The sequence below is a fragment of the Helicobacter macacae MIT 99-5501 genome, from assembly GCF_000507845.1.
Lineage (GTDB): Bacteria > Campylobacterota > Campylobacteria > Campylobacterales > Helicobacteraceae > Helicobacter_B > Helicobacter_B macacae.
Genome location: NZ_KI669454.1, coordinates 720,604 through 740,829 on the forward strand (window position 1 = coordinate 720,604; position 20,226 = coordinate 740,829).

The 20,226-nt window shown below is 40.7% G+C and carries 25 protein-coding genes; 9 read left to right on the forward strand and 16 right to left on the reverse strand.

Annotated features, from left to right (window positions below):
• Window positions 1-500: 500 nt before the first annotated feature.
• The 12 genes from HMPREF2086_RS11445 to hypA form a co-directional block, all read right to left on the reverse strand.
• Window positions 501-698, reverse strand: coding sequence for a hypothetical protein (locus HMPREF2086_RS11445; RefSeq protein ID WP_148374464.1), 198 nt, complete (start codon window positions 696-698; stop codon window positions 501-503).
• The gene (locus tag HMPREF2086_RS11450; protein WP_148374465.1) at window positions 691-894 is read right to left on the reverse strand and encodes a hypothetical protein; all 204 of its coding nucleotides are present in this window, start codon (window positions 892-894) and stop codon (window positions 691-693) included. Before HMPREF2086_RS11450 ends, HMPREF2086_RS11445 begins: the two co-directional genes overlap by 8 nt.
• Entirely contained in the window at window positions 875-1,207 is a 333-nt protein-coding gene (locus HMPREF2086_RS03175; RefSeq protein WP_034560296.1) for a hypothetical protein, read from the reverse strand. Before HMPREF2086_RS03175 ends, HMPREF2086_RS11450 begins: the two co-directional genes overlap by 20 nt.
• Window positions 1,208-1,270: 63 nt before the next feature.
• Window positions 1,271-1,399, reverse strand: a complete 129-nt coding sequence (locus HMPREF2086_RS12315) for a hypothetical protein (RefSeq protein WP_267902067.1) — start codon at window positions 1,397-1,399, stop codon at window positions 1,271-1,273.
• On the reverse strand, window positions 1,380-2,510 hold the full coding sequence (locus tag HMPREF2086_RS03180; protein ID WP_023927333.1) for an RAMP superfamily CRISPR-associated protein: 1,131 nt from the start codon (window positions 2,508-2,510) through the stop codon (window positions 1,380-1,382). The genes HMPREF2086_RS12315 and HMPREF2086_RS03180 overlap by 20 nt, the downstream gene beginning before the upstream one ends.
• Complete coding sequence (locus HMPREF2086_RS03185) at window positions 2,503-2,985, reverse strand: TIGR04423 family type III CRISPR-associated protein (RefSeq protein WP_023927334.1); 483 nt, start codon at window positions 2,983-2,985, stop codon at window positions 2,503-2,505. The genes HMPREF2086_RS03180 and HMPREF2086_RS03185 overlap by 8 nt, the downstream gene beginning before the upstream one ends.
• On the reverse strand, window positions 2,982-4,364 hold the full coding sequence (locus tag HMPREF2086_RS03190) for an RAMP superfamily CRISPR-associated protein (RefSeq protein WP_023927335.1): 1,383 nt from the start codon (window positions 4,362-4,364) through the stop codon (window positions 2,982-2,984). Before HMPREF2086_RS03190 ends, HMPREF2086_RS03185 begins: the two co-directional genes overlap by 4 nt.
• Complete coding sequence (locus HMPREF2086_RS03195; protein WP_023927336.1) at window positions 4,361-5,815, reverse strand: hypothetical protein; 1,455 nt, start codon at window positions 5,813-5,815, stop codon at window positions 4,361-4,363. Before HMPREF2086_RS03195 ends, HMPREF2086_RS03190 begins: the two co-directional genes overlap by 4 nt.
• A gap of 11 nt (window positions 5,816-5,826) precedes the next feature.
• Window positions 5,827-6,369 (reverse strand): RAMP superfamily CRISPR-associated protein, encoded by a 543-nt coding sequence (locus tag HMPREF2086_RS03200; protein WP_023927337.1) that lies wholly within the window; start codon window positions 6,367-6,369, stop codon window positions 5,827-5,829.
• Window positions 6,362-7,840, reverse strand: coding sequence for a Cas10/Cmr2 second palm domain-containing protein (locus tag HMPREF2086_RS03205; protein ID WP_023927338.1), 1,479 nt, complete (start codon window positions 7,838-7,840; stop codon window positions 6,362-6,364). Before HMPREF2086_RS03205 ends, HMPREF2086_RS03200 begins: the two co-directional genes overlap by 8 nt.
• A 129-nt stretch (window positions 7,841-7,969) precedes the next feature.
• The gene (gene mua, locus HMPREF2086_RS03210; protein WP_023927339.1) at window positions 7,970-8,740 is read right to left on the reverse strand and encodes a nickel-binding protein Mua; all 771 of its coding nucleotides are present in this window, start codon (window positions 8,738-8,740) and stop codon (window positions 7,970-7,972) included.
• Between the two features lie 17 nt (window positions 8,741-8,757).
• Window positions 8,758-9,111 carry a hydrogenase/urease nickel incorporation protein HypA gene (gene hypA, locus HMPREF2086_RS03215; protein WP_023927340.1) on the reverse strand — a complete coding sequence of 118 codons (354 nt, stop codon included), beginning with the start codon at window positions 9,109-9,111 and terminating at the stop codon, window positions 8,758-8,760.
• Window positions 9,112-9,293: 182 nt separating this feature from the next.
• Here hypA and ispG point away from each other — a divergent pair, with 182 nt between their 5' ends.
• Window positions 9,294-10,472, forward strand: coding sequence for a flavodoxin-dependent (E)-4-hydroxy-3-methylbut-2-enyl-diphosphate synthase (gene ispG / locus HMPREF2086_RS03220; protein ID WP_023927341.1), 1,179 nt, complete (start codon window positions 9,294-9,296; stop codon window positions 10,470-10,472).
• Between the two features lie 222 nt (window positions 10,473-10,694).
• On the opposite strand, the gene HMPREF2086_RS03225 is transcribed toward ispG, so the two are convergent.
• From HMPREF2086_RS03225 to HMPREF2086_RS03240, 4 genes are all read right to left on the reverse strand, one after another.
• Complete coding sequence (locus HMPREF2086_RS03225) at window positions 10,695-11,090, reverse strand: hypothetical protein (protein ID WP_023927342.1); 396 nt, start codon at window positions 11,088-11,090, stop codon at window positions 10,695-10,697.
• Window positions 11,091-11,177: 87 nt separating this feature from the next.
• The gene (traF, locus tag HMPREF2086_RS03230; RefSeq protein WP_023927343.1) at window positions 11,178-12,515 is read right to left on the reverse strand and encodes a conjugal transfer protein TraF; all 1,338 of its coding nucleotides are present in this window, start codon (window positions 12,513-12,515) and stop codon (window positions 11,178-11,180) included.
• 126 nt (window positions 12,516-12,641) lie between these two features.
• Complete coding sequence (locus HMPREF2086_RS03235) at window positions 12,642-13,058, reverse strand: universal stress protein (protein ID WP_023927344.1); 417 nt, start codon at window positions 13,056-13,058, stop codon at window positions 12,642-12,644.
• A gap of 106 nt (window positions 13,059-13,164) precedes the next feature.
• A complete protein-coding gene (locus HMPREF2086_RS03240) occupies window positions 13,165-13,614 on the reverse strand; it encodes a branched-chain amino acid transporter permease (RefSeq protein WP_023927345.1) in 450 nt (149 codons plus the stop codon).
• Between the two features lie 143 nt (window positions 13,615-13,757).
• Between HMPREF2086_RS03240 and HMPREF2086_RS03245 the strand changes: the two genes are divergently transcribed.
• From HMPREF2086_RS03245 to atpA, 8 genes are all read left to right on the forward strand, one after another.
• Window positions 13,758-14,219 carry a Dps family protein gene (locus HMPREF2086_RS03245; RefSeq protein WP_023927346.1) on the forward strand — a complete coding sequence of 154 codons (462 nt, stop codon included), beginning with the start codon at window positions 13,758-13,760 and terminating at the stop codon, window positions 14,217-14,219.
• Between the two features lie 390 nt (window positions 14,220-14,609).
• The gene (locus tag HMPREF2086_RS03250) at window positions 14,610-15,380 is read left to right on the forward strand and encodes a biotin--[acetyl-CoA-carboxylase] ligase (RefSeq protein ID WP_023927347.1); all 771 of its coding nucleotides are present in this window, start codon (window positions 14,610-14,612) and stop codon (window positions 15,378-15,380) included.
• Window positions 15,381-15,382: 2 nt separating this feature from the next.
• Complete coding sequence (locus tag HMPREF2086_RS03255; RefSeq protein WP_023927348.1) at window positions 15,383-16,192, forward strand: ParA family protein; 810 nt, start codon at window positions 15,383-15,385, stop codon at window positions 16,190-16,192.
• A 1-nt stretch (window position 16,193) separates the two neighbouring features.
• Window positions 16,194-17,099 carry a ParB/RepB/Spo0J family partition protein gene (locus HMPREF2086_RS03260; RefSeq protein ID WP_023927349.1) on the forward strand — a complete coding sequence of 302 codons (906 nt, stop codon included), beginning with the start codon at window positions 16,194-16,196 and terminating at the stop codon, window positions 17,097-17,099.
• A gap of 62 nt (window positions 17,100-17,161) precedes the next feature.
• On the forward strand, window positions 17,162-17,590 hold the full coding sequence (locus HMPREF2086_RS03265; protein WP_023927350.1) for a F0F1 ATP synthase subunit B family protein: 429 nt from the start codon (window positions 17,162-17,164) through the stop codon (window positions 17,588-17,590).
• Between the two features lie 16 nt (window positions 17,591-17,606).
• On the forward strand, window positions 17,607-18,140 hold the full coding sequence (locus HMPREF2086_RS03270; protein ID WP_023927351.1) for a F0F1 ATP synthase subunit B family protein: 534 nt from the start codon (window positions 17,607-17,609) through the stop codon (window positions 18,138-18,140).
• 1 nt (window position 18,141) lies between these two features.
• Window positions 18,142-18,669, forward strand: coding sequence for a F0F1 ATP synthase subunit delta (locus tag HMPREF2086_RS03275; protein ID WP_023927352.1), 528 nt, complete (start codon window positions 18,142-18,144; stop codon window positions 18,667-18,669).
• A gap of 36 nt (window positions 18,670-18,705) precedes the next feature.
• Window positions 18,706-20,217, forward strand: coding sequence for a F0F1 ATP synthase subunit alpha (atpA, locus tag HMPREF2086_RS03280; RefSeq protein WP_023927353.1), 1,512 nt, complete (start codon window positions 18,706-18,708; stop codon window positions 20,215-20,217).
• Window positions 20,218-20,226: the final 9 nt, after the last annotated feature.

Below are 20,226 nucleotides of genomic sequence, written 5' to 3' on the forward strand. Positions count from 1 at the left end.
TGTGCTGTTTTAGTCCCTTGTAAAATCAGGTCATACTAAAAGCATAAAAGAGCAGATTTTCCGCATAAATCAGTTTTAGTCCCTTGTAAAATCAGGTCATACTAAAAGGTTCTCCCTTGAAGTTTCGTAATGCAGGGTAACATTATACATATCAAAACCTTAAATCCCCATAAAATAATGATTTTAGGCATATATTCGCTGTGAGAGTGCGTGTTTTGCGCGGGTTTTGGGAATCGTATTTTTGAAAAAATTGCTGTTTTTGTGATTTTTGGTGGGGGGATTTTGAGGGTTTGGTAAGATTTTGGCAAGGAATTTGGGATAAAAATTGGACTAAAAAATGAGGCTGAAGTTTTGCATATTGAGGTATTTTGGCTTAAGAAAAGATTTTTAGATATTTTGCTAACGCTTAAATGACGGATATAATACCCACCCCCTTAATCCCCCTCGTGCTCCTTGCGTGAAATGCAATCGGAAGTGCGGAGGTAGGATTTACCCACCCCCTAGCCCCCTCCGCAGAGGGAGGGGGGAAAGAGAGAGGTAACTCCGCAGAGGGAGGGGGGAAAGAGAGAGGTAACTCCGCAGGGGGAGGGGGAAAAGAGAGAGACAACTCCGCAGGGGGAGGGGGAAAAGAGAGAGGTAACTCCGCAGGGGGAGGGGGAAAAGAGAGAGGTAACTCCGCAGGGGGGAGAACTACACATTATGCCTACCTGCAATGGAGGGTGGAAATAATTTGCTTGCTCTCACTCGCAATGGAGGGGAATCTTTATCGTCATTGCGAGAATCAAAAATAGATTGCCACGACTTGACTTCGTCAAGTCTCGCAATGACGGCGTGGTGGAGTTTCTTTGGTAATGACGAATTTTTCCGATTTTTGCTAAGCCAAAAAATACCCACCCCCTAGCCCCCTCCGCAAGGGAGGGGGAAAAGAGAGAGGTAACTCCGCAGGGGGAGAACTACACATTATGCCTACCTGCAAAGGAGGGGGAAATAATTTGCTTGCTCTCACTCGCAATGGAGGGGAATCTTTATCGTCATTGCGAGTAAGTCGCAAGACTTGCGTAGCAATCTGTGTATTTTTCTTTGAGTTATAGATTGCCACGCTTGCTTCGCTCACTCGCAATGACGAATAAAGGCGTGAATTTCTAAAGAAACTTCGCTTCGCTTGTTTTTGCGAGGCAGTGGCTTTGGGCATAATGAAGCAATCCATAAACTCGTCATTGCGAGCAAATGCCTTAGCATTTGCGTGGCAATCTATGTATTTTTCTTTGAGTTATAGATTGCCACGCTCGCTACGCTCGCTCGCAATGACGAATTGATGAACTTTTGGATTATAGGTTTTGACAAACCTATAATCTCGCAATGACGAAAATGGCAAATGATTATAATCCATTCCAATCATCATCGTCATCTTGGTGTAATCTATCGCGTATATTTTGCGAGTATCTATCATCTATTTTGCGCGTGGCTGGGGTGTAGCTGGCGGGTTTGTTTTGTGGTATTGTGCTTTGGGTGCTTTGGAGTTTGGAGACTTTGCGTAGAGATTCTATGCGCGATTCGACTTCAAAGTTAGCTTTTTTCAAAAGATTTTTATAGGCGTTTATGCACTCATTTTTTATCCCCTCATCTATGCCTTTTATCTCTATATGCGCATCGCCGTAGCCGTAGAACTTCGCCCCGCCAAATTTATAGCACTCGCCCTTGTCATCGCGCAGGGCTGTTAGACATAGCAAAAGTAAGCCTAGCTCGGATTTAGTGAGATTGAAATAGCGGAGTTTGCCTACAAAGACACTGCCTTCGCGAAGCGGAGAAATGGTGGATATGACTTTGTCGTTTTTGGCTTTGGCAGCGTTTGTGGGAGTGATTTTGCCTAGTGGAGCGTAAAATCTAAATCCGTTTTTGTCTTTTAGTCCCTTTGTGGTAGCGATGTTGGGCGACATTAGAATGTATTTGATATGTTTTTGTGTGGCGTGGCGAACTTCACTAGCGATAAAATGCGAAAAGCTAATGCGGGATTTTAGGGCTTGGACTTTGGCATTTTGAGAGACTATGCCAAAGATTCGCTCTACCATATCTAGCTTGGATTCGTTTTTGTCAAAATTGCTTCTAAATCGCTCTGTAACATTGCCTTTTTCATCTTTATAATCAGGGGCGTTTGTGTGAAATTTCGCATAGCTAAGCACCTCTGCAATCGTGCGAATCACTCCTCGCACACTTGAGCCACTAAGCGCGTAATTTTCCCCGATTTTAAAAAAATCTTTTGGTGTTTGTGTGTCGGCGTTTTTGCCTGTGAATGCGCCTGTGAAAATATCGCTTTTTGCAGTGATTTTTATCTCTAAAATCCCGCTTTGGAAATCACTAAAAGGCTTTTCAAAGCTGATTTTGTCATCGCTTACTTCGCCAAAATCTTGCGGATAAAATACGCGCTTATCTGGCTTTATGAAATTATATGGTGATGGGGCTTTGCGTGCTTTTGGTTTGGAATTATAATTATTGCGATAAAATTTACCCATTTTCGCCCCCTTTGTTATGATTTTCAAAATCTCGCACTTCTAAATCTTTGTCAAAATCTTGGCTAAATTCTCGCGATTCAAATCCTGCAAATATACTAAATTTATGTTTTAGCACGGGTAGATTTTCACAATTTTCATCTATCACTTCCTCCCAAATCTGCGCGATTTTGGCGACTTTATTATTGATAGTGATAAATCTCTCAAAATTTTTGTGCGGATAAGATTCAAGGCAAAATCGTTGCACCAAAAAGCTATCGTTAATTTGCCGAATGCAAATGCAAGTCTTGCGCTCTTTGCAAAAAAGTGCGGATTCTACGATGAAATTGCCTCCATTGTGAAGCGAATCAAAGTCGGGCAATGGCGCGGACTCTAAAATAATTGGCTCTTTGTCGCTTAAAAGTATATAGCCCTCAAAGTTATCTTTGCTCTCGCGTAGTGCGCTAAATTCTGCTTTTAACTCCTCAAAATTTTTCATAGTTTTGCTCCGTTTTTGTGAATTTTCTCGCCGTTTTTATGCAAATCTCCGCTAAAAAATCCGTGTCCTTTGCTACTCATCGCTCCAAGTGGCAACGCACCATTGCAAATATCAACTAGGGCTTTTTCAAAGGCGTTTGTGGCAGTGGCGAAATCTTGTGGATTGTGGCTGTTTGTGGTTGCCACAAAAATGTCTATACAAAGATTTGGTGTGGGGGCAAAAGTGGCTTTTTCTTGGAATAGTGCGCCATCAATCACACTCGCACTAAATCTATCAATGCTATTATGCACGAAAATTTGACTATTGCGCTTTTCGTCATAGTCCAAATACATATCACGCACTAAGATTCGCCCTTTTGTGGGCTGATTTGTTTGGCTATTTGCGCTACCAAAAAGTGTGGCGTGGATTTGGGCGGACTTCGTATCATTAGAATCACTTGTAGATTCTGCGCTGTCGATAAAATTCCTTAAATGCTGATTTATGTAGAATTTTGTCCTTTGGCTTATCGTGCCTTTTATGGAGCTAGCTGGGATTAGTAGCTTTGCTTCGCTTAAAGTGCCATTTGCATAATCCACCACCTTTTCGCTCACGGCTATACTATCGGCGTATTCATCGCCAAAGCCACTGTCAAACAAATCGCCAAAGCCACTGCCAAACAAAAAGACATTTTCTGGTGTAAGTGTAAGCGCGTAGTGTGTGAAGTGGGATTTTGGCGTAAAATCTTGGGGTGTAAAAATCTGTGATAGAGATTGATTTAGCGAGCTTGATTTGCTAAAAGGATTTTGCAAAATCTCATAGCGGATTTCTAGTGTTTTTATAACGCCAAAGCCCTTTGTGCTGCCTGCACCAAAGCGAATGTAGGGCGAGTAAAAAAGGCTTAGGACTTTAAAAAAATCCTCTTTATCACGCTCGTTTTCACACTTCATTTCCATAGCACATTTGAAACGAGTGCCTTTGTAGATAATTTCCTCATCAAACTTCGCGCCGTCTTTGCACACGCCTTGTGCGCCGATAGCGTTGTGCTGTCTTTGTGGGAGGTGCAAAAAATAGCTTAAAAATTTGGATTTTTTTAGTGCGCTAAAGGGAATAAGGGATTCATTAACTTGCATTTTTTCATCAAGCAAAAGTGCGTTTGAAAAGATGATTTTCGAGCTAGAATCCTCTCTGCCCTTAGAAAATCCAAAGAGATTTTCTATTTCACTTTGGCTAAAAATCTCTTTTGCATTTGCGCGAATCACACCACAAATGCTAGTGCCTAAAATGAGTGGCAAACCATTAAAATCCCTCTGAATCGGACTATCATAAAGCATATCAAAATCCCCACACCCAAAACGAAGTGCGGAATCTGCCTCAAAAATGATATGTGCTAAAATCCTCATTTGCCACCTCCGCTTGTGGATTTGCTAAAATCTAAATCCGCCTTTGGCATACGCGTAGCCAAAAGCGCGATAGAATCTCTGTCGTGTCGCTCAATAAAATCTTGCAAAATCTCTTTGCCCTCTTCCCATTTATCTTTTAATCGCTCTTCTTTTATATAGCAAATGATTCGATTTTTTAATGCCTTATCATCTACCATTTGTGCAAATGCGCGAATCGCTCCCCATTGTGCGTTGGTAACTTTGCTAAATTTGCCTTTGTGCGTAGCGATGAAATTATCTATGGCATTTGCGCTTTCTACTTCGCGCATTTGTAAATCGCGCAAATCTTTTGCGTAAGCGACTAAGTCATTATCTAGGTTATTTTGTGGCGTGGCAATCTCGCCTTTGGGGCTATCTATGTGGCTTTGATTTAGCGCAAAGGGCTTATTATCTTTGCCTTGCATTAAAAAGCTAGGATTTACCAAAATCTCTCCATAGCCCTCACTCAAAAATCCACCGCACAAAATCCTGCCACTTTTTAGCTTGTCTTTATCGCTTTGGCTTAGATTGTGTAGCGTAATCACACTGCCTTGCTCTATGATAAGCCTTGCGCTGTCTTTTGCTTTGCGCTTTTGGTTGTAGGGTGTGTGGATTTTGGTTTTGATATGTGTTTTCTCCCACAATATTTGGGCTGAATCTAATCCCAAATTTTTCGCATTTGGGATAAAAGTCGGCATAGTGTTATCAAACAGTGCAAGTGATGAGGCGACATAAAGTGCCACCTCACTAAAATCTTGGCTAAAATCTTGCGCGTTTAAATTTAAATCGTGCTTTACGGGGGCAAAATCCTCGCTAGATTGTATTAGCACTTCGCCATACTCGGCATTTTTGGATTTGCCTATGAAATGAGTCCCACACAAAATTTGCGTGATTTTTTCTATATCATCATTTGATACTGATTCATCAAACTCCACCACAAAGCCAAATACCACGCCTTCACAAATCGCTTCATAGCCAAACATTTGGTTGTCTTTGGTGGATTTATCTTTCCCGTTTTTGAGATTTACTTTTTGTGTGTAGCGATATTTTAATTCAGCCTTTTGCAAATCCTCATTGATATAGCCACTGCGGATTTGTCTTAACTGCAAATTTTGCAAAGATTTAGTAGCAAAATCACAAAATAGCGCGTTATAAACTTCTCTTAAATCTTTGGCTTCTTTTGGGGCGAAAAAGCAAAGCGGAATCTTATGGCTTATCTTGCCACTAATAAGTGGCTTTGCCTCGCCAAATCGCACCGCCCCGCTATGAAAGATAGCAAAAGGGTTGCTAAACTCATCATAATGCTTTGCCACAATGCCTAAAATCACGCTACCATTGATAAAATCCCTGCTTTCATTTTTGCCTTGCGTGTTTGAGCTTTTTTGCAAGACTATGTCGCTTAGAAGTGTGAGGCTAAAAAATTGTTGCTTCATTTGTGTCCCCTTTATTTGTTTAGATTTTGGGTATTTTCTAAAATCTCTATTTTTAGTCGCCCTAAGCCTCTGTTGCGATTTAGCCCCATTGACTTTAGGCTTTTTAGCGTGTTTGTCATCGTGTCTGCGTAGTTTGCGGGGACATTGTGTATCGTGCCATAGAGGCTAAGTGGCTTTGCTACTTCTATTTCTCGCAAAGAGCCTTCTTTGGCAGAGCCAAAGTTTTCATCAATGGCAGTGGAGGCTAGTTTGGCATAGAGAAAGTGCGTGAGGGTTTTTAGCGCGTCTTTGGTGGCTTGGTTTAGAGTGGCGTTGCTAAAATGGCATTTGCCCTCTTTTGGCACTCTATCTTTTTGGACTACTTCGCCAAAGCATTCATTTACAAAATCATTGCCAAAAGATTCAGCCACTTCTCTTAAAACGCCTTTTAGTGTTTTGGCAGGGACAAATGGGAATCCCTCGCTATCTTTTATCACGCTACTATCAAGCCTCGCGCCACTGCTTAAATGCCAAAAATCTAAAAATGTGATTTTATAATAAATAGTATTACTCATCTAAATCCCCCTTTTTGATTTCGCTTGTTTGCGCAGTGTTTGAGATAAGGCTAATAATGTCATAAATGGGCGTTTTGCTAAATCCGTCTTTTTGGATAATGAGATTTGATAAAGATAAATCTTTGTGGAGATTTCTAAACGCGCTATCGTGATTTGTAGCAAAATTGGCATAGATTTTAGCGATTTGTTTTAGCTCATTATCTGCTAGGTTTTTGCTAGAATCAAGCATACTTAGCCATTGCCGTAAGCGCGAAGTGGGCGCGTCAGTTTCTCTAAAAATCTGCACCAAAGAAAGCAAATGCTCTATCGTTGGGATTGTCGCTCTAGATTGACTATGCAAGAAATACGCTCCAAAATCTAATCGCACAATATGTTCTCTGCCTTGATTTTTGCCTAGTGATAATTCATCATCGATAAACGCACTAAAACTTTGCACCGCTGAACTTTGGATATTGTGAAACATAAGCGATGAGGGAGGATTTGTCAAATCTAGTGCTTTAGAGCGAATCTTTGCTTCTTTGCACAAATCTTTGGCAAGTTTCAAAGCGTAGTGAATGGGGTATTTGTGATTGAAAAATGCGATTCCAGCACAAGCGGTTAGATTTTGATTGTTATGGATATTTTGCGTGAGATTTTCAAAATGCTCTAAAAATGCTTTGGCAAAATCTAGCGCAATATCTGCACTACAAACCACGACTAAATCATCGCCACCGCATATCACTTCACGGATTTTGATTTCGCCATATTTATCTTTTATCTTCGTGCAGGATTTGGCAAAAGCATCTTTTGTAGCGTTATCTAGCGCGGTGGAAAAGGACTTCATCTCATCTTTGCTTAAATTGCGAACGATATTGCCTAGTGCGTTGCCATCGGCATAAATTAGGGCGATTTTGTTTTTGGCATTTTTTAGTTTTGAGAGTTCGTTTATGGAATTTGGATTAGATTTATCAAAGCTATCAAAGGCTTGGAGTTTTTGGAATGTAGATTTATCGATTTTGCGGTATTTATCATCGCTTTGTGTGTTTGGAGCTTGGGGTAGTGCGGTTTTTGGATTGTGCTTTAAGATGCAGTGAGAAAAATCAAGGGGAAAATCTAACTTATTTCGAGCGATTTTTAGCTTTTGTTCTAGTAAGCTAGTCGCACTTGCATAATCGCCATCATATTTTACTACCGCTTGTGCGATTCCTAGCCCGTAGGAATGCTGGGCGATGAGCTTAGGCAAGTGCAAAACGACTTTTTGTAAATCTGCTTCATCATCAAAAATCGCTCGGAGATTCCCCGCACTTGCCAAAATTATCTCTGGGTTTTTGTTTAAGCTAATGTCATTTTTGCGGAAAAAATCTTGCAAATCTTTGCCTAAATCATCAATGCTTTTGATAATCTCACTCGCACCGATGATTTCTTGCAAGACATTTGTCCTAAAGATAAAATCTTGCAACCCGACAGCACCAAATCCGTATAAAAACGCCATATTCTCCTCCTTAAAAGTAACCTCTTGCTTTATGGCGTTATTTTATCAAAAAAAAAAAAAACACTTAAATGTGGTTTGCTTTGTAAAAAATTTATTTTGTTGTCAATGGCTAGAAGTTTTGGTGGTGGATTATTTTTTAGATTTTTTCTCTTTTTGTGCTTTTAGCATTTGCTTAAACTCGCTTATGTCTTCTTGGGTAGCGATAAACTCGCCTTGTGAGTCGATGACTTGGCTGGATTTTGCTGTGAGTTTTTCTTTTTTGGTGGTATTTTCGCTCTTTTCTAGGAGGGATTCTTTGGATTCTTGTTTTTGGTTTTGTGTCGTATCCATTCCCTCTAGCATTAGCTCCGCATAAAAATCTCGCAGCTCAATACTAAGCCGTTTGTTTTCTAGCTCTAGCTCGGATAGCTGTGTTTTTAGTATGTGATTTTCTTTTAGCTCTACGCGGTATTTTTTGTAAATGTCTTCGCTAAAGAGTTTTTGGGCTGGCTTTGCTTTTGCCACAGAGCCGTCTTTTAGGTAGATTTGCACGCTTTTTAGGGCGGCAGGGAGGAGCTTTTGCCTAGATTCTAGGACTTTTTTTTGCTCTGCTTTGACGCCACTTTTTGCTTTTTCTACGATTAGGTCTTGGGTTAGTTGTGTGATTTCTTCTTGTAGCTTTTGCTTTTGGGACTCTAAATCCTCTATGGTGTTTTTGCCCTCTGTTAGTTCTTTTCGCAAGCCTTTTAGCTCGTCTTGGTAGGTTAGAATCTCTTGTTTGTAGCTTTTTATTTCTTCGGCGATTTCCTTTTTTTTGCGCCCGATGAAGCCACGCATATCCCAACTATCTTTTATGTCTTGTATGTTTTCATTTTCTGCGCGTCTTAGCACTTCTTTGATGATTTCTTTTTCTAGTTCCATTTTTGCTCCTTTAAGGATTAGCACTCTAGCATATTTAGTCGCATAAGCACTATATCGCGTCCTTTGATGATTTCTACTTCATCGCTTTGGCAGTGGGCGCATTGGCTGTATTTGAGATTTTGTGCGTTTGTTTGTTTGCCACATTTTTTGCACTCTAGGAGGACTTCTTGCCTTTCTATGATGAGTTTTGCCCCATTGCATATCGTGCTTTCTTCTGCAAACGCTTCAAATGCGCGTTTTAGTAGCTCTATTTCTACGCCACTTCGCTCGCCCACACTTAGCGTGATTTCATCGATTTTGGTGGCGTTGTTTTGCGCGGCTATGGACTCGCACTGCTCTATGAGTGCGGCGACTATGGAGTATTCGTGCATTTTGCTACCTTTTGGGGTTGTGCTTACTTGACTTTTATGAAATCTTGCTTTGCTTTTTGCACTTTTATCGCAAAAAATTGTAGCACATTTTCGCATAATTTCGTATTTAGAGATTTTGGCTACAATATCGGGGTTTGTTTATTTGCATAAAATCCAAAAACACCACATAAGGAATCATAACAATGCCAAAATCTAACAACACTTCCAAAGCTAACGATAAAAACCCAAAAACTTCCACAACAACGAAAAAGACTACAAAAAATAATGCAAAAAGTGCCACTTCTGCCACTCTGCCCCCTCGCTATCCTACCAAGCAGATATTTGTAGGCAAAGTCGCTATCGGTGGAGATGCGCCAATATCTGTGCAAAGTATGACTTTTTCTAAAACAAAAGACATACAAGCCACCAAAGAGCAAATCGATAGGCTTGCGCTAGCGGGTGCTGACATTGTCCGCGTAGCAGTGCACGACTTAAAGGATGCAAACGCACTAAAAGAGTTAAAATCCATATCCCCACTTCCACTTGTAGCAGATATTCATTTCCGCTATGAATACGCGCTTATCGCTGCGGAAAGTGTGGATTGTATCCGCATAAACCCCGGGAATATCGGTAGCAAAGAAAAAATCCAAGCCGTAGCAAAAGCCTGCAATGAGCGGGGAATCCCTATCCGCATAGGTGTGAATGGTGGGAGCTTGGAAAAGGAGTTTGACATAAAATACGGCGCGACACCCACAGGAATGGTGCAATCTGCGCTGTATAATATTAGATTGCTAGAGGATTTTGGATTTGACAATATTAAGGTATCGCTAAAAGCTAGCGATACAGAGCGCACAATGAGCGCGTATAGGCAGCTACGACCGCTTGTAAGCTATCCATTTCATCTAGGCGTTACAGAAGCTGGGACGATGTTTCACTCCACGATAAAATCCTCTATGGCACTAGGTGGGCTACTTATGGAGGGTATAGGCGATACGATGCGCTGCTCTATCACGGGCGAGCTAGAAAACGAAATCGCACTAGCACGAGCGATACTGCGATATAGCGGACGACAAAAGCAAGGAATCACTATCATTTCTTGCCCTACTTGTGGGCGTATAGAGGCAAATCTAGTCGAGGTGGTGCGTGCGGTGGAATCACGCATAAGCCATATCACTACTCCTATGCAGGTAAGCGTGATGGGCTGTGCGGTAAATGCGCTAGGCGAGGCAAAGCACGCAGATATAGCGATAGCATTTGGCAACAAAAGTGGAATGATAATCAAAAAAGGACAGATTCTAAAAAAGCTCCCCGAAGCGCAGTTGCTTGAAGAGTTTGTCGCTGAAGTGGAAAATCTAGCCCAAGAAATGCAAGAAGCACAATAAAGTGCAATAAGTGGATAACGCATAAATATTGATTTTGGATAGTTTTTGGGCATCTGCGTAGTGGTGGATTTATCTATGTCTAGCTAGAAAATCTGCAGATTGGCAAAAAAACTTAAAATAAAGATTTTGCTTTTTTGGTTGCTTGATAGATTATTTAGGAAGTGTTTGGTTTTGCTCTCTAGCAAGTATTTGTAGGCTTTTAGCTATTGTGGATTTGCTTGGCTATTGTTGGGTCGCTTGATTTTGTTGCTCGGCATTTGCTGGGTTTGGGACTCCTAGCTCTTTGTAGATTCTATCTATCCTAGTAGCTTCTTCTCTTTGGATTATCTCTTTTTCTGCCCGTTTGCTTGCGCTGATTGCTATTTCATTATCACGGAGTTTTAGTAGTAGGATTTTGCGCTCAATTTCTAGCTCGGAGCGAAAGTCGCGGATTTGCTGGACTTTGGCTGCTAGCTCTTTTTTCATAAGTTTGTTTAGCCTTAGGGCATTTATCTGTTTTTCTAGTTGCGCGCTAGCAAAGACTTCTGGGGGGATTCCTTTGATTTGTGTGGAATCTGCCGCTTTGGCAAAAATCCCACTTGGCAAAAGCGCGAAAATCAAAAAAGCTAGATTTTTCATACTCCATTCCTTGTATTAAATTTTTAGATTTCTACATTTTGCTTATTTTGCTTAAAAATTTCTATCACAAGCAATCTATGCAAAAATCTAAAACGAAAAATTACCACCCACTTTTAGACTAAGATAGCGCGGGAAAGAACCCCATTTTTGGGTTTGTGCTAGCTCTGTGCCACACTGCAAAGCAACATCTAAAAATCCCAAAATATTTACCCCTGCGGTAATGATAAGCCCATCGTCTTGACGAATGTCTTTCATAAGCCCCGCCCTTATGTCAAATGCACGCAAGTCAATCTTTATCCCTCCGCCTATCATTTGGCTATATGGCTTTTGATTGCTTTGGCTCATCATTTCATTTTGGTTCAAATCTGCATCTAGGGCTAGGACTAGGTTTTGTTGATTATAAGCAAGCCCTAATCGAAATTGTGGCTTTATATCCACTTCGCCATTTGAGTAGCGAAATCTAGGTGAGTTTATGTTTTTTGCGACAAATCCAAAGGTAAGGTAGCGAAAATCTGGCAAGTCAATCTCTAGCATAGCACCCGCGTCAATAGCAAAGTTTGCCTTTGTGTCAAAGTTGCCTTTGTTTGCGAAGTTTTTCGCTTCATTTCCTAGATTTGTTTTGCTTGAGAGTCCTACTGTGCTTTTGTTTAGAGAGCCACTTAGTAGCCTGCCACTTATTCCTAGATTGATATTGACATACTTGGTGTAGAAAGTGTAGGCATAGCCTATGGGAATCTCATTTAGCAAAAATCCTTGTGCGACTATGCTGTGGGCATCTCCTTGCTCTAGTGAATATTGTAGAGATGAGTTTTTGTAAGCCGCTTCATCGCTTGCGCTGCAGCCACCGCTAGAATCCACCTTGCAATACGCATCTCCTTGCATACCAGAATACTTCAAAATCAGCTCCATTCTGTTTGGGTCTGCCTTTATCGAAGAGCCACCATAAAATGAAGCAAAATATCCCACGCCAAATGTGCCTATGCTACCGCGCAAAAGTGCGGGTGCGAATTGGAAAGTTATGCCATTTTGGCTTATGAGGTTAAATGCGTTTTGACTAAGTGCACTTTTTAGCTTTTCTAGATTGCCTTGAATGGTTTTGAAGCCAGCTGAAGTCGTAGAAGTTTCTGCGCTAGAATTGCTTAACCCACCTAAGTTTATATCCACGATTTTATCGAGATTTTTCTCACGCACTTCAATCCCTAGTGAGTAGCCAAATCGCACGCGTTTTGTCTCCGCGCTAAGCAAGGCGGGATTGTAATAAAGCGCGAAAGGAGAGTTTTTTACCGCTACGCCTGCACCTCCCATACCTGCAGAGACATTGCCCATCGTGCCAAACTCTAGCCCAAAGCAGTAGGTAGCCATAAGTGCGACAGCACAAACGCTTGCAAAAAATGTTTTGACAAAATGTATAAAAGATTTTATCATTGCTTTGCCACCGTTATTTTACTCTATACTTTATATGACTACACTTTGCTACGCCACACTTTCTTTATGCTTGGGAATCGCTTTATTGATTTACAAACAAAACCTAGCTTAAAATGCCTTTTTGGATTACTTCGCTACTAGCACAGGGATAGGCGAAGAATTCACAATGCTGTTTTGATGGGAATTAAAGATTCTATGCAATAGAGAGGATTCGCTAGCACCTATGACTAACAAGTCGTATTTATCTGCGATTTCTAGCACGACATCGACAGGATTGCCTGTGCGCAAGATTTTGTTGCACGAGATTCCCTCGCTTTTGAATGTCAGCTCAAACTCCTCTAAAATCTCGTTTGATTTTTCTTTCTCGATGTTTTCTATCGTGCCATAATCCACAATCCCACTTTCTGCATACACAAGCACTTCAGGCGTAACATGCAATAGCGTTAGCTCTACTTCTTGTCTGTGTCCAAATAGTCGAATAATCGTCTTTATCGCTCGCCTGCATTCCTCTGTGTCGCTTACCCCAAATAGTAGCTTTGACATTTTGTCTCCTTAAAAGATTTAGAATCTACTTAATTGTAGCAAATCTTATTTTATTTTTGTTTGCTTATTTCAAAAATCGCTTATAGCTGTAAAAAATTTAGCCAAACTACCCAAAAACTCTGCTTAAGGCTTCGCTTTGCACCAACACCATATAACCCGCAGTCCCACCTATCACGCACAAAACACCTAGCCTGCTTACGACATATAGTAGCACCACAAGCGCGATTCCTGCTAGTTCATTTAGCCCAAAAGGCGATGAAGTAAAATCTGTATCTTTGAAGCAATACACAAGTAGCATTCCTATCATCGCAGGGGGCAAAGCCTCTCCTAGACTTAGCAGTCGTTTTGGGACATTGCCTTTGGCAAAGACAACAAATGGCGCAAATCTGCTAGCAATCGTAGCGACAAACACCACAAACAAAATCGCTAGGCTTTTTAGTATTAGTAAATTATCTTGTGTGAGGATAGATTTGGCACAATCGCTAAAGCCAAAAAATCCCAAAAAAGAATCTAGCCCCAAAAAACAACCCGCTGTGCTATTTAGAGAATTTTCCATAATGCCACCTCTATAAAATCTACAAAAAAGCAAAATATCGCAAAATGCAGGCGGTATTTTAACATAAGATTACCTTTTAGGGCTACAATAAAAATGCTTTAGGTTCTTTTCACAAACCAAATCAAAAAACAAAGGAGAAAACAATGAAAGAGAATACAAAAAGCAAAAAAACTAAAGTTATTGAGCAACTTCGCAAAATGCAAGCAGACAGCATTGTGCTTTATATGAAAGTGCATAATTATCATTGGAATGTGCGTGGAAGTGATTTTCCTCAAGCGCACAAAGCACTAGAAGAGATTTATGATGAGTTTGCTGATATGTTTGATGACTTGGCAGAGAGAGTGGCACAGCTTGGTGGCACACCTGTGGTTACACTTAGCGAAGCACTCAAACTATCAAAAGTCAAAGAAGAGACAAAGACTTCTTTCACTTCCAAAGAAACACTAAAAGAAGTGCTAAAAATCTATCAACAGCTTGAAGCAGACTTTGAAACTCTCGCTTCTCTTGCAGAAAAAGAAGATGATAGAGTAACTACTGCGTATTGCGATGATAAGCTGGGCGGACTACAAAAAGCTATCTGGATGGTAGAAGCACAGCTTGCGTAAGGACTGATTGGCTGATTTTAAGTTGATTTAAAATTGACTTTTGAATCACTTTGCTAGTTTTGTGTTTAACCCTAGATTTTGGCAAGCCTTTGGTTAAAAAGCCCAAAGGCTTGCTTTGAAATATTTAATATAAAAGTCGCGATGGGGAATCGCAAAAATCGCAGAAGTCATATTATGGTATTAAAATTATAAATGCTTAGGGTTTCGTGCTGATTTTTGCTACACCTTTTTTGTTTTGCCCTGATTTTTATTGTTTTTAGCTTCTTAAATTAGATTCTAGTATCTTGGTTGGTTTTCCTCTTAAATTTTTACTTTTTTAAAAATTGCTTTTTTAGACAATGATTGTGATAAAACATATTTCATAAAGTGTATAAGGCATAAGGTAGGGCAATGGAGTATATTTGGCTAAAAGAGGTGGATTCCACCCAAAAAGAGATTAAACGCATATTGAAAGAATCTAAAGAATCCGTTACAAAAACTAGAGCAGAATCCAAAAGAGCAAAATCACAAAAAGAAACAAAAACAAAATCCCAAATAGATTCTCAAGCGCAATGTAAAGAGAGTGGCACAACCCCCTCCCAAAAAATATCTCAAGCAAAATCTAAAGATATATGTGTCATCGCCCAAACTCAAATGGCTGGTGTAGGCTCTAGGGGTAGTTTGTGGGAAAACGCAAAAGATTCTCTTATGTTTTCATTTACTTTTTCTTATCCACCAAAAGATTTGCCAAAGCAGAGTTTGGCGATTTATTTGGGATTTGTTTTTAAAGAAGTGCTTAGCTCTCTAGGCTCGCGTGTGTGGCTAAAATACCCCAATGATTTGTATGTAGAAAATAGCAAAGTTGGTGGGGTTTTGGTAGAGATATATGATAGTCATATTATTTGTGGAATCGGGCTAAATTTCCAAAGTGTGAAGTTTGGTAGCTTAGATATTAGTCCCGATAAACACGAGGTTTTGGAAAAATATTTTAAAATTTTGCAAAAACCTCCAACTTGGAAGCAAATTTTTAGAAAATATAGGCTAGAATTTTACAGAAATTTTTCTTTCTGCTTTCATTTTCAAGGTGAGCAAGTCAGCTTAAAAGAAGCAATCTTGCGTGAGGACGGGGCTTTGGAAGTGGGGGGGAGGATAATTTATAACTTAGAAAGGTATGGAGTTTAGCAATGTGTGAAGTCATAACCATAGCAAACCAAAAAGGCGGAGTAGGCAAAACCACAACGGCTGTGAATCTTGCGGCGTGTTTGGCGGCAGCAGAAAAAAAGGTGCTTTTGATTGATTTTGATTCACAATCAAACGCGACAAGGAGCTTGGGGCTTCGCCGCACAAAGATAGAATCCAACATCTATCATGTCCTTATGGGAAGCAAGACAATCTCTGAAGTGATACAAAAAACGGATATAGAGTTTATGGATATAGTGCCTTCAGACATTGCGCTTGTGGGGATTGAAAAGAGCTTTTGGGCAAACAAAGAGGGGAGAGAGCTAATCTTAAAGAAAAAAATCGCCGAAGTGCAAGGGCAGTATGATTTTATCATCATTGATTCTCCGCCCGCTCTTGGACCGCTCACAGTAAATGCACTTGCAGCGGCTAACTCGGTGATTATACCTGTGCAGTGCGAGTATTATGCTTTGCAAGGTGTTACGCAACTGCTAAATACCATAAAACTTGTCAAAGAAAACGGAATCAATCCTACGCTAAAAGTGCGCGGACTTCTACCTACAATGTATGCAGCGCAAAATAACCTACATAAGCAGGTTTTAACAGAGCTAAGAGAGTATTTTGATAGCAATCTTTTCAAAAAAGATGAAGAGGCACAAAGCGAGGAAAGTCTTGAGCCTTATATCGTTATACCGCGAAATATCAAACTTGCAGAGTGTCCTAGCTTTGGCAAGCCTATCATAGAATACGATATAAAATCCAGCGGTAGTGTAGCCTACCAAGATTTGGCACAAGTCATTTTGCGAGGAGCGTGATTTGGCAAAGAAGCAAAAAAAGGCACTTGGTAGCGGACTAGCTGAACTGCTAGGCGATACTATGCGCGCCTATGAGGAGGACCTAAGCAATGCTAGGGTAGGTGGGCGTGTGTCTAGCCAGTTTGAGGTTGTAGAGCTAGAAGTGGAAAATATCCACCCAAATCCATATCAACCACGCAAAACATTTGATGAAGATTCTCTAAAAGAGCTAGCAAAATCTCTTGAGGAGGATGGACAGATACAGCCTGTCGTGGTGTATGAAGATGAGGGGAAATATTTTTTAGTTGCAGGTGAGCGGCGATTGAGAGCGAGCAAAATCGCAAAATTAGCCAGCCTAAGAGCAATCATAAACAATGCCCTAAAAGACAAGCTACGAGAAATAGCCCTTATAGAAAATATCCAACGAGAGGATTTGAACGCTATTGAGCTAGCAAACTCATATCAGTCTCTTATCGAAGAGCACAATATCACGCACGAGGAGCTTGCTAAAAAGCTAAAAAAATCTCGCACACAGATTACAAACACTTTGCGATTGCTTCAGCTTAGTGAGTATGCTCAAAATCTAATTTTGGAGGGCAAAATCACACAGGGGCACGCTAAGGTAATGGTGGGGCTTAGCGAAAAAGACCAAAAAGTGCTAGCGGACTCTATCATCGGACAGAAGCTATCTGTTAGCGACACCGAGGGGTTAGCTAAGAATCTAAAAAATTCAGCAGGGAATGTCAAGCAACCACAAAAGCAATCAAAAGAAAGTGGTGATGCTAAAGATTCTATCGCAGATGAGCTAAAAGAATTGCAAGAAGTTTTTATCTCGCTTGGGATAAGCACGCATATTTCTCACAAAAGTGTTACGATTCAACCCAAAAGGGATAAAATTTTGTGGTTAATTGAGAAATTAAAATCTTAATTTAAGATTGAGTTGCTATAATGTTTGGACATTGTAAAGAAAATCTTTAAGAAAGGACTAAGATGAGTATCACTATACCAGACCCCTACTTGATGTTGCTAGTGTTTGTCGTATTTTTGCTTACGATGGTTTTGCTAAATGTTTGGCTGTTTAAGCCGCTTATAGGTTTTATGGACGAGCGTGAAGCTACACTACGCAAGGATTTGGATTCGATAAGTAGTAGTGATACACAAGTCCAAGAAATCCAACAACAAATCCAAGATATACTCTCTGATGCGAGGGCTCGCTCAAGCGAAATCCTCCAAAAAGCTACTAGCGATGCAAAATCTCACTACGAAGCCAATCTCCAAAAAAAACAAGAAGAGCTAGCAAAAAAACTTCAGGATTTTCGAGCTAATCTTGAGAAGCAAAAAGAAGTCAGCAAAAAAGAGTTGCTTGCTCACTTGGGTGAGTTTGAAGACGCGCTTAAGCTTAAGATTAAGCAACTGTAAGTTGAAGGAGAGTATGATGAATGCGATGAAGTGGATAGCTAAGATTGCGTTTTTGTTTGGTGCGCTACATAGCACATCTTGCGCTTCTGGAGCGGTAGATATTTCACAGACTGATTTTACCGTGCGCATTATAAACTTTGCGATTTTTGTGGCGATTGTGTGGTATTTTGTCGTGCCATATTTAAAAGACATTTTAAACAATCGCAAGGCTTCTATTGCAAAGAGATTTGAGGAAGTCCAAGAAAAAATGAAATCTGCCAAAAAGTCCAAAGAGCAGGCAAAAAAACAGCTAGAGGAGGCAAAGAAAAGAGTCGAAGAAATCATCGCTTTTGCCAAGCAAGAGTCGGGCAATATCGCAAAGCGGTATGATGAGCTGTATAAAAGCGATGCGGAAAATCTCATCAAAGGTAGCCAAACGATTATGGAATTTGAGGAGCGAAAGATGAGAGAGGAAATCGTCCAAGCTGTGCTAAAAGAGTTGTTTAATGGCAAGGCAGGGGACATTAGCAGTGATGAGTATGTGAGAATCCTACAAAGTAAGGTGGCGTAATATGGAAGAGATTATCGCAAAAAAATACGCGCAAGCACTTATCAAAACCTATGATAATGCGACACTAAAAAAACTTAGCGATGTTTTGTGTAGTGTGTGCAAGGCGTTTGAGCTAGAGAAGTTTAGGGATATTATTCACTCTCCTTATGTGCAAAAAGCAAAGAAAAGAGAACTATTGATGTCTTTGCTAGAAAATCAAAAAGAGTTTGAGAATTTTATAGATTTGCTGATACAAAACAGTCGCATAGAGATTATGCCTTTTATCGCTGATGTTTTGCAAAAGCATTTGCGAAGTTTGCAAAATCAGCATAAGGCTGTTTTGTATGCAAATAAAAACCTTGATTCTGGCACGATTGATAGCATTGCTAAGAGCCTCTCAAACAGACTTGGCGCGAAACTTAGCATTGAGCAATCTCAAGCCAAAATCGATGGTATTCGGCTAGTAGTAGAGGATTTGGGAGTGGAGATTTCTTTCCTCAAAAAGAAATTCTTTGATGATTTGCAGTCCCATATTTTAAAGGCGATTTAGCCTAGTTATTTACCCCAAAGTAAAGGAGAAAAAGAAGTGGCACAGAAACTAAAATCTGAAGAAATTAGCTCAATAATCAAGGAAAAGATTAGTAGCTTTGATATAAATATCGACATATCCGAGACAGGTAAAGTCATCGCTTATGCCGACGGTGTGGCAAAAGTCTATGGGCTTAAGAATGTAATGTCCTATGAAATGGTGGAATTTGACACGGGCGATTTTGGCTTGGCGTCAAACCTTGAGGAAGGTAGCGTTGGTGTTGTTATCTTGGGTAATGGTAGTAAAATCAAAGAGGGTGCTTCCGTAAAAAGACTAAATAAACTTATGAAAGTTCCCGTTGGTGATGCTGTTGTCGGGCGTGTTATCAACACTATTGGCGAGCCAATCGATGGTAAAGGTGCTATTGAAGCAAGCGAATATCGTTTCGTTGAGGAAAAAGCACCGGGTATTATGGATAGGAAGTCTGTCCACGAGCCATTGCAAACAGGGCTAAAGGCTATTGACGCACTTGTGCCTATCGGACGAGGACAGCGTGAGCTTATCATCGGCGATAGACAGACAGGGAAGACAACCGTTGCGATAGATACGATTATCAACCAAAAAGGGCAAGATGTCATCTGTATCTATGTGGCTATCGGGCAAAAAGAATCCACTGTTGCCCAAGTGGTGCGCAAGCTTGAAGAGCACGGAGCTATGGAATACACAGTAATCGTAAATGCTCCTGCTTCCTCATCTGCCGCTATGCAGTATCTTGCTCCATACACAGGCGTAACTATCGGCGAATACTTTAGAGACAATGCACGACACGCGCTTATCATATACGATGATTTGAGTAAGCACGCGGTGGCTTATAGAGAGATGAGCTTGATCTTGCGTAGACCTCCGGGTCGTGAGGCTTTCCCCGGTGATGTATTCTATATTCACTCTCGTTTGCTAGAGCGAGCTGCAAAACTTTCTGATGAAAAAGGTGCTGGCTCGCTTACCGCACTTCCTATCATCGAAACTCAAGCGGGCGATGTCTCCGCATATATTCCTACCAATGTTATTTCTATCACTGATGGGCAGATTTTCTTGGAAACAGATTTGTTCTACTCTGGTGTTCGCCCTGCGATAAATGTGGGACTTTCTGTATCTCGTGTGGGTGGTGCAGCTCAAATCAAAGCCACGAAACAAGTTGCTGGGACATTGCGGCTTGACTTGGCGCAATATAGAGAACTTCAAGCGTTTTCACAATTTGCCTCCGACCTTGATGAAGTCAGCCGAAAGCAACTAGAGCGAGGACAAAGAATGGTGGAAGTTCTAAAACAGCCTCCTTATTCGCCATTGCCTATTGAGCGACAAGTGGTTGCTATTTTTGCTGGAGCGCACGGATTTTTAGATGATATTCCTGCAAATAAAGTAGGGCATTTTGAAAACGATTTGTATCCATTCTTGGAAGCAAAATATCCTAAGATTTTTGAGGGAATTCGTAGCAAAAAAGCATTGGATAAAGACTTAGAGGCAAGTCTCACAAAGGCGTTAGAAGAATACAAGCTAAGTTTTAGCTAGTGGAGTAGG

Coding starts and splice junctions, on each gene's coding strand:
- ispG (WP_023927341.1), top strand. CDS start 9,294: ATGCCAAAATCTAACAACACTTCCAAAGCTAACGATAAAAACCCAAAA.
- HMPREF2086_RS03245 (WP_023927346.1), top strand. CDS start 13,758: ATGAAAGAGAATACAAAAAGCAAAAAAACTAAAGTTATTGAGCAACTT.
- HMPREF2086_RS03270 (WP_023927351.1), top strand. CDS start 17,607: ATGAATGCGATGAAGTGGATAGCTAAGATTGCGTTTTTGTTTGGTGCG.
- HMPREF2086_RS03235 (WP_023927344.1), bottom strand. CDS start 13,058: ATGTCAAAGCTACTATTTGGGGTAAGCGACACAGAGGAATGCAGGCGA.
- HMPREF2086_RS03195 (WP_023927336.1), bottom strand. CDS start 5,815: ATGAAGCAACAATTTTTTAGCCTCACACTTCTAAGCGACATAGTCTTG.
- HMPREF2086_RS03225 (WP_023927342.1), bottom strand. CDS start 11,090: ATGAAAAATCTAGCTTTTTTGATTTTCGCGCTTTTGCCAAGTGGGATT.
- HMPREF2086_RS03185 (WP_023927334.1), bottom strand. CDS start 2,985: ATGAAAAATTTTGAGGAGTTAAAAGCAGAATTTAGCGCACTACGCGAG.
- HMPREF2086_RS12315 (WP_267902067.1), bottom strand. CDS start 1,399: ATGATTGGAATGGATTATAATCATTTGCCATTTTCGTCATTGCGAGAT.
- HMPREF2086_RS03275 (WP_023927352.1), top strand. CDS start 18,142: ATGGAAGAGATTATCGCAAAAAAATACGCGCAAGCACTTATCAAAACC.
- traF (WP_023927343.1), bottom strand. CDS start 12,515: ATGATAAAATCTTTTATACATTTTGTCAAAACATTTTTTGCAAGCGTT.
- HMPREF2086_RS03190 (WP_023927335.1), bottom strand. CDS start 4,364: ATGAGGATTTTAGCACATATCATTTTTGAGGCAGATTCCGCACTTCGT.
- HMPREF2086_RS03200 (WP_023927337.1), bottom strand. CDS start 6,369: ATGAGTAATACTATTTATTATAAAATCACATTTTTAGATTTTTGGCAT.
- HMPREF2086_RS03250 (WP_023927347.1), top strand. CDS start 14,610: ATGGAGTATATTTGGCTAAAAGAGGTGGATTCCACCCAAAAAGAGATT.
- HMPREF2086_RS11445 (WP_148374464.1), bottom strand. CDS start 698: ATGTGTAGTTCTCCCCCCTGCGGAGTTACCTCTCTCTTTTCCCCCTCC.
- HMPREF2086_RS03265 (WP_023927350.1), top strand. CDS start 17,162: ATGAGTATCACTATACCAGACCCCTACTTGATGTTGCTAGTGTTTGTC.
- HMPREF2086_RS03240 (WP_023927345.1), bottom strand. CDS start 13,614: ATGGAAAATTCTCTAAATAGCACAGCGGGTTGTTTTTTGGGGCTAGAT.
- hypA (WP_023927340.1), bottom strand. CDS start 9,111: ATGCACGAATACTCCATAGTCGCCGCACTCATAGAGCAGTGCGAGTCC.
- HMPREF2086_RS03175 (WP_034560296.1), bottom strand. CDS start 1,207: ATGGATTGCTTCATTATGCCCAAAGCCACTGCCTCGCAAAAACAAGCG.
- HMPREF2086_RS03255 (WP_023927348.1), top strand. CDS start 15,383: ATGTGTGAAGTCATAACCATAGCAAACCAAAAAGGCGGAGTAGGCAAA.
- HMPREF2086_RS03205 (WP_023927338.1), bottom strand. CDS start 7,840: ATGGCGTTTTTATACGGATTTGGTGCTGTCGGGTTGCAAGATTTTATC.
- HMPREF2086_RS03180 (WP_023927333.1), bottom strand. CDS start 2,510: ATGGGTAAATTTTATCGCAATAATTATAATTCCAAACCAAAAGCACGC.
- mua (WP_023927339.1), bottom strand. CDS start 8,740: ATGGAACTAGAAAAAGAAATCATCAAAGAAGTGCTAAGACGCGCAGAA.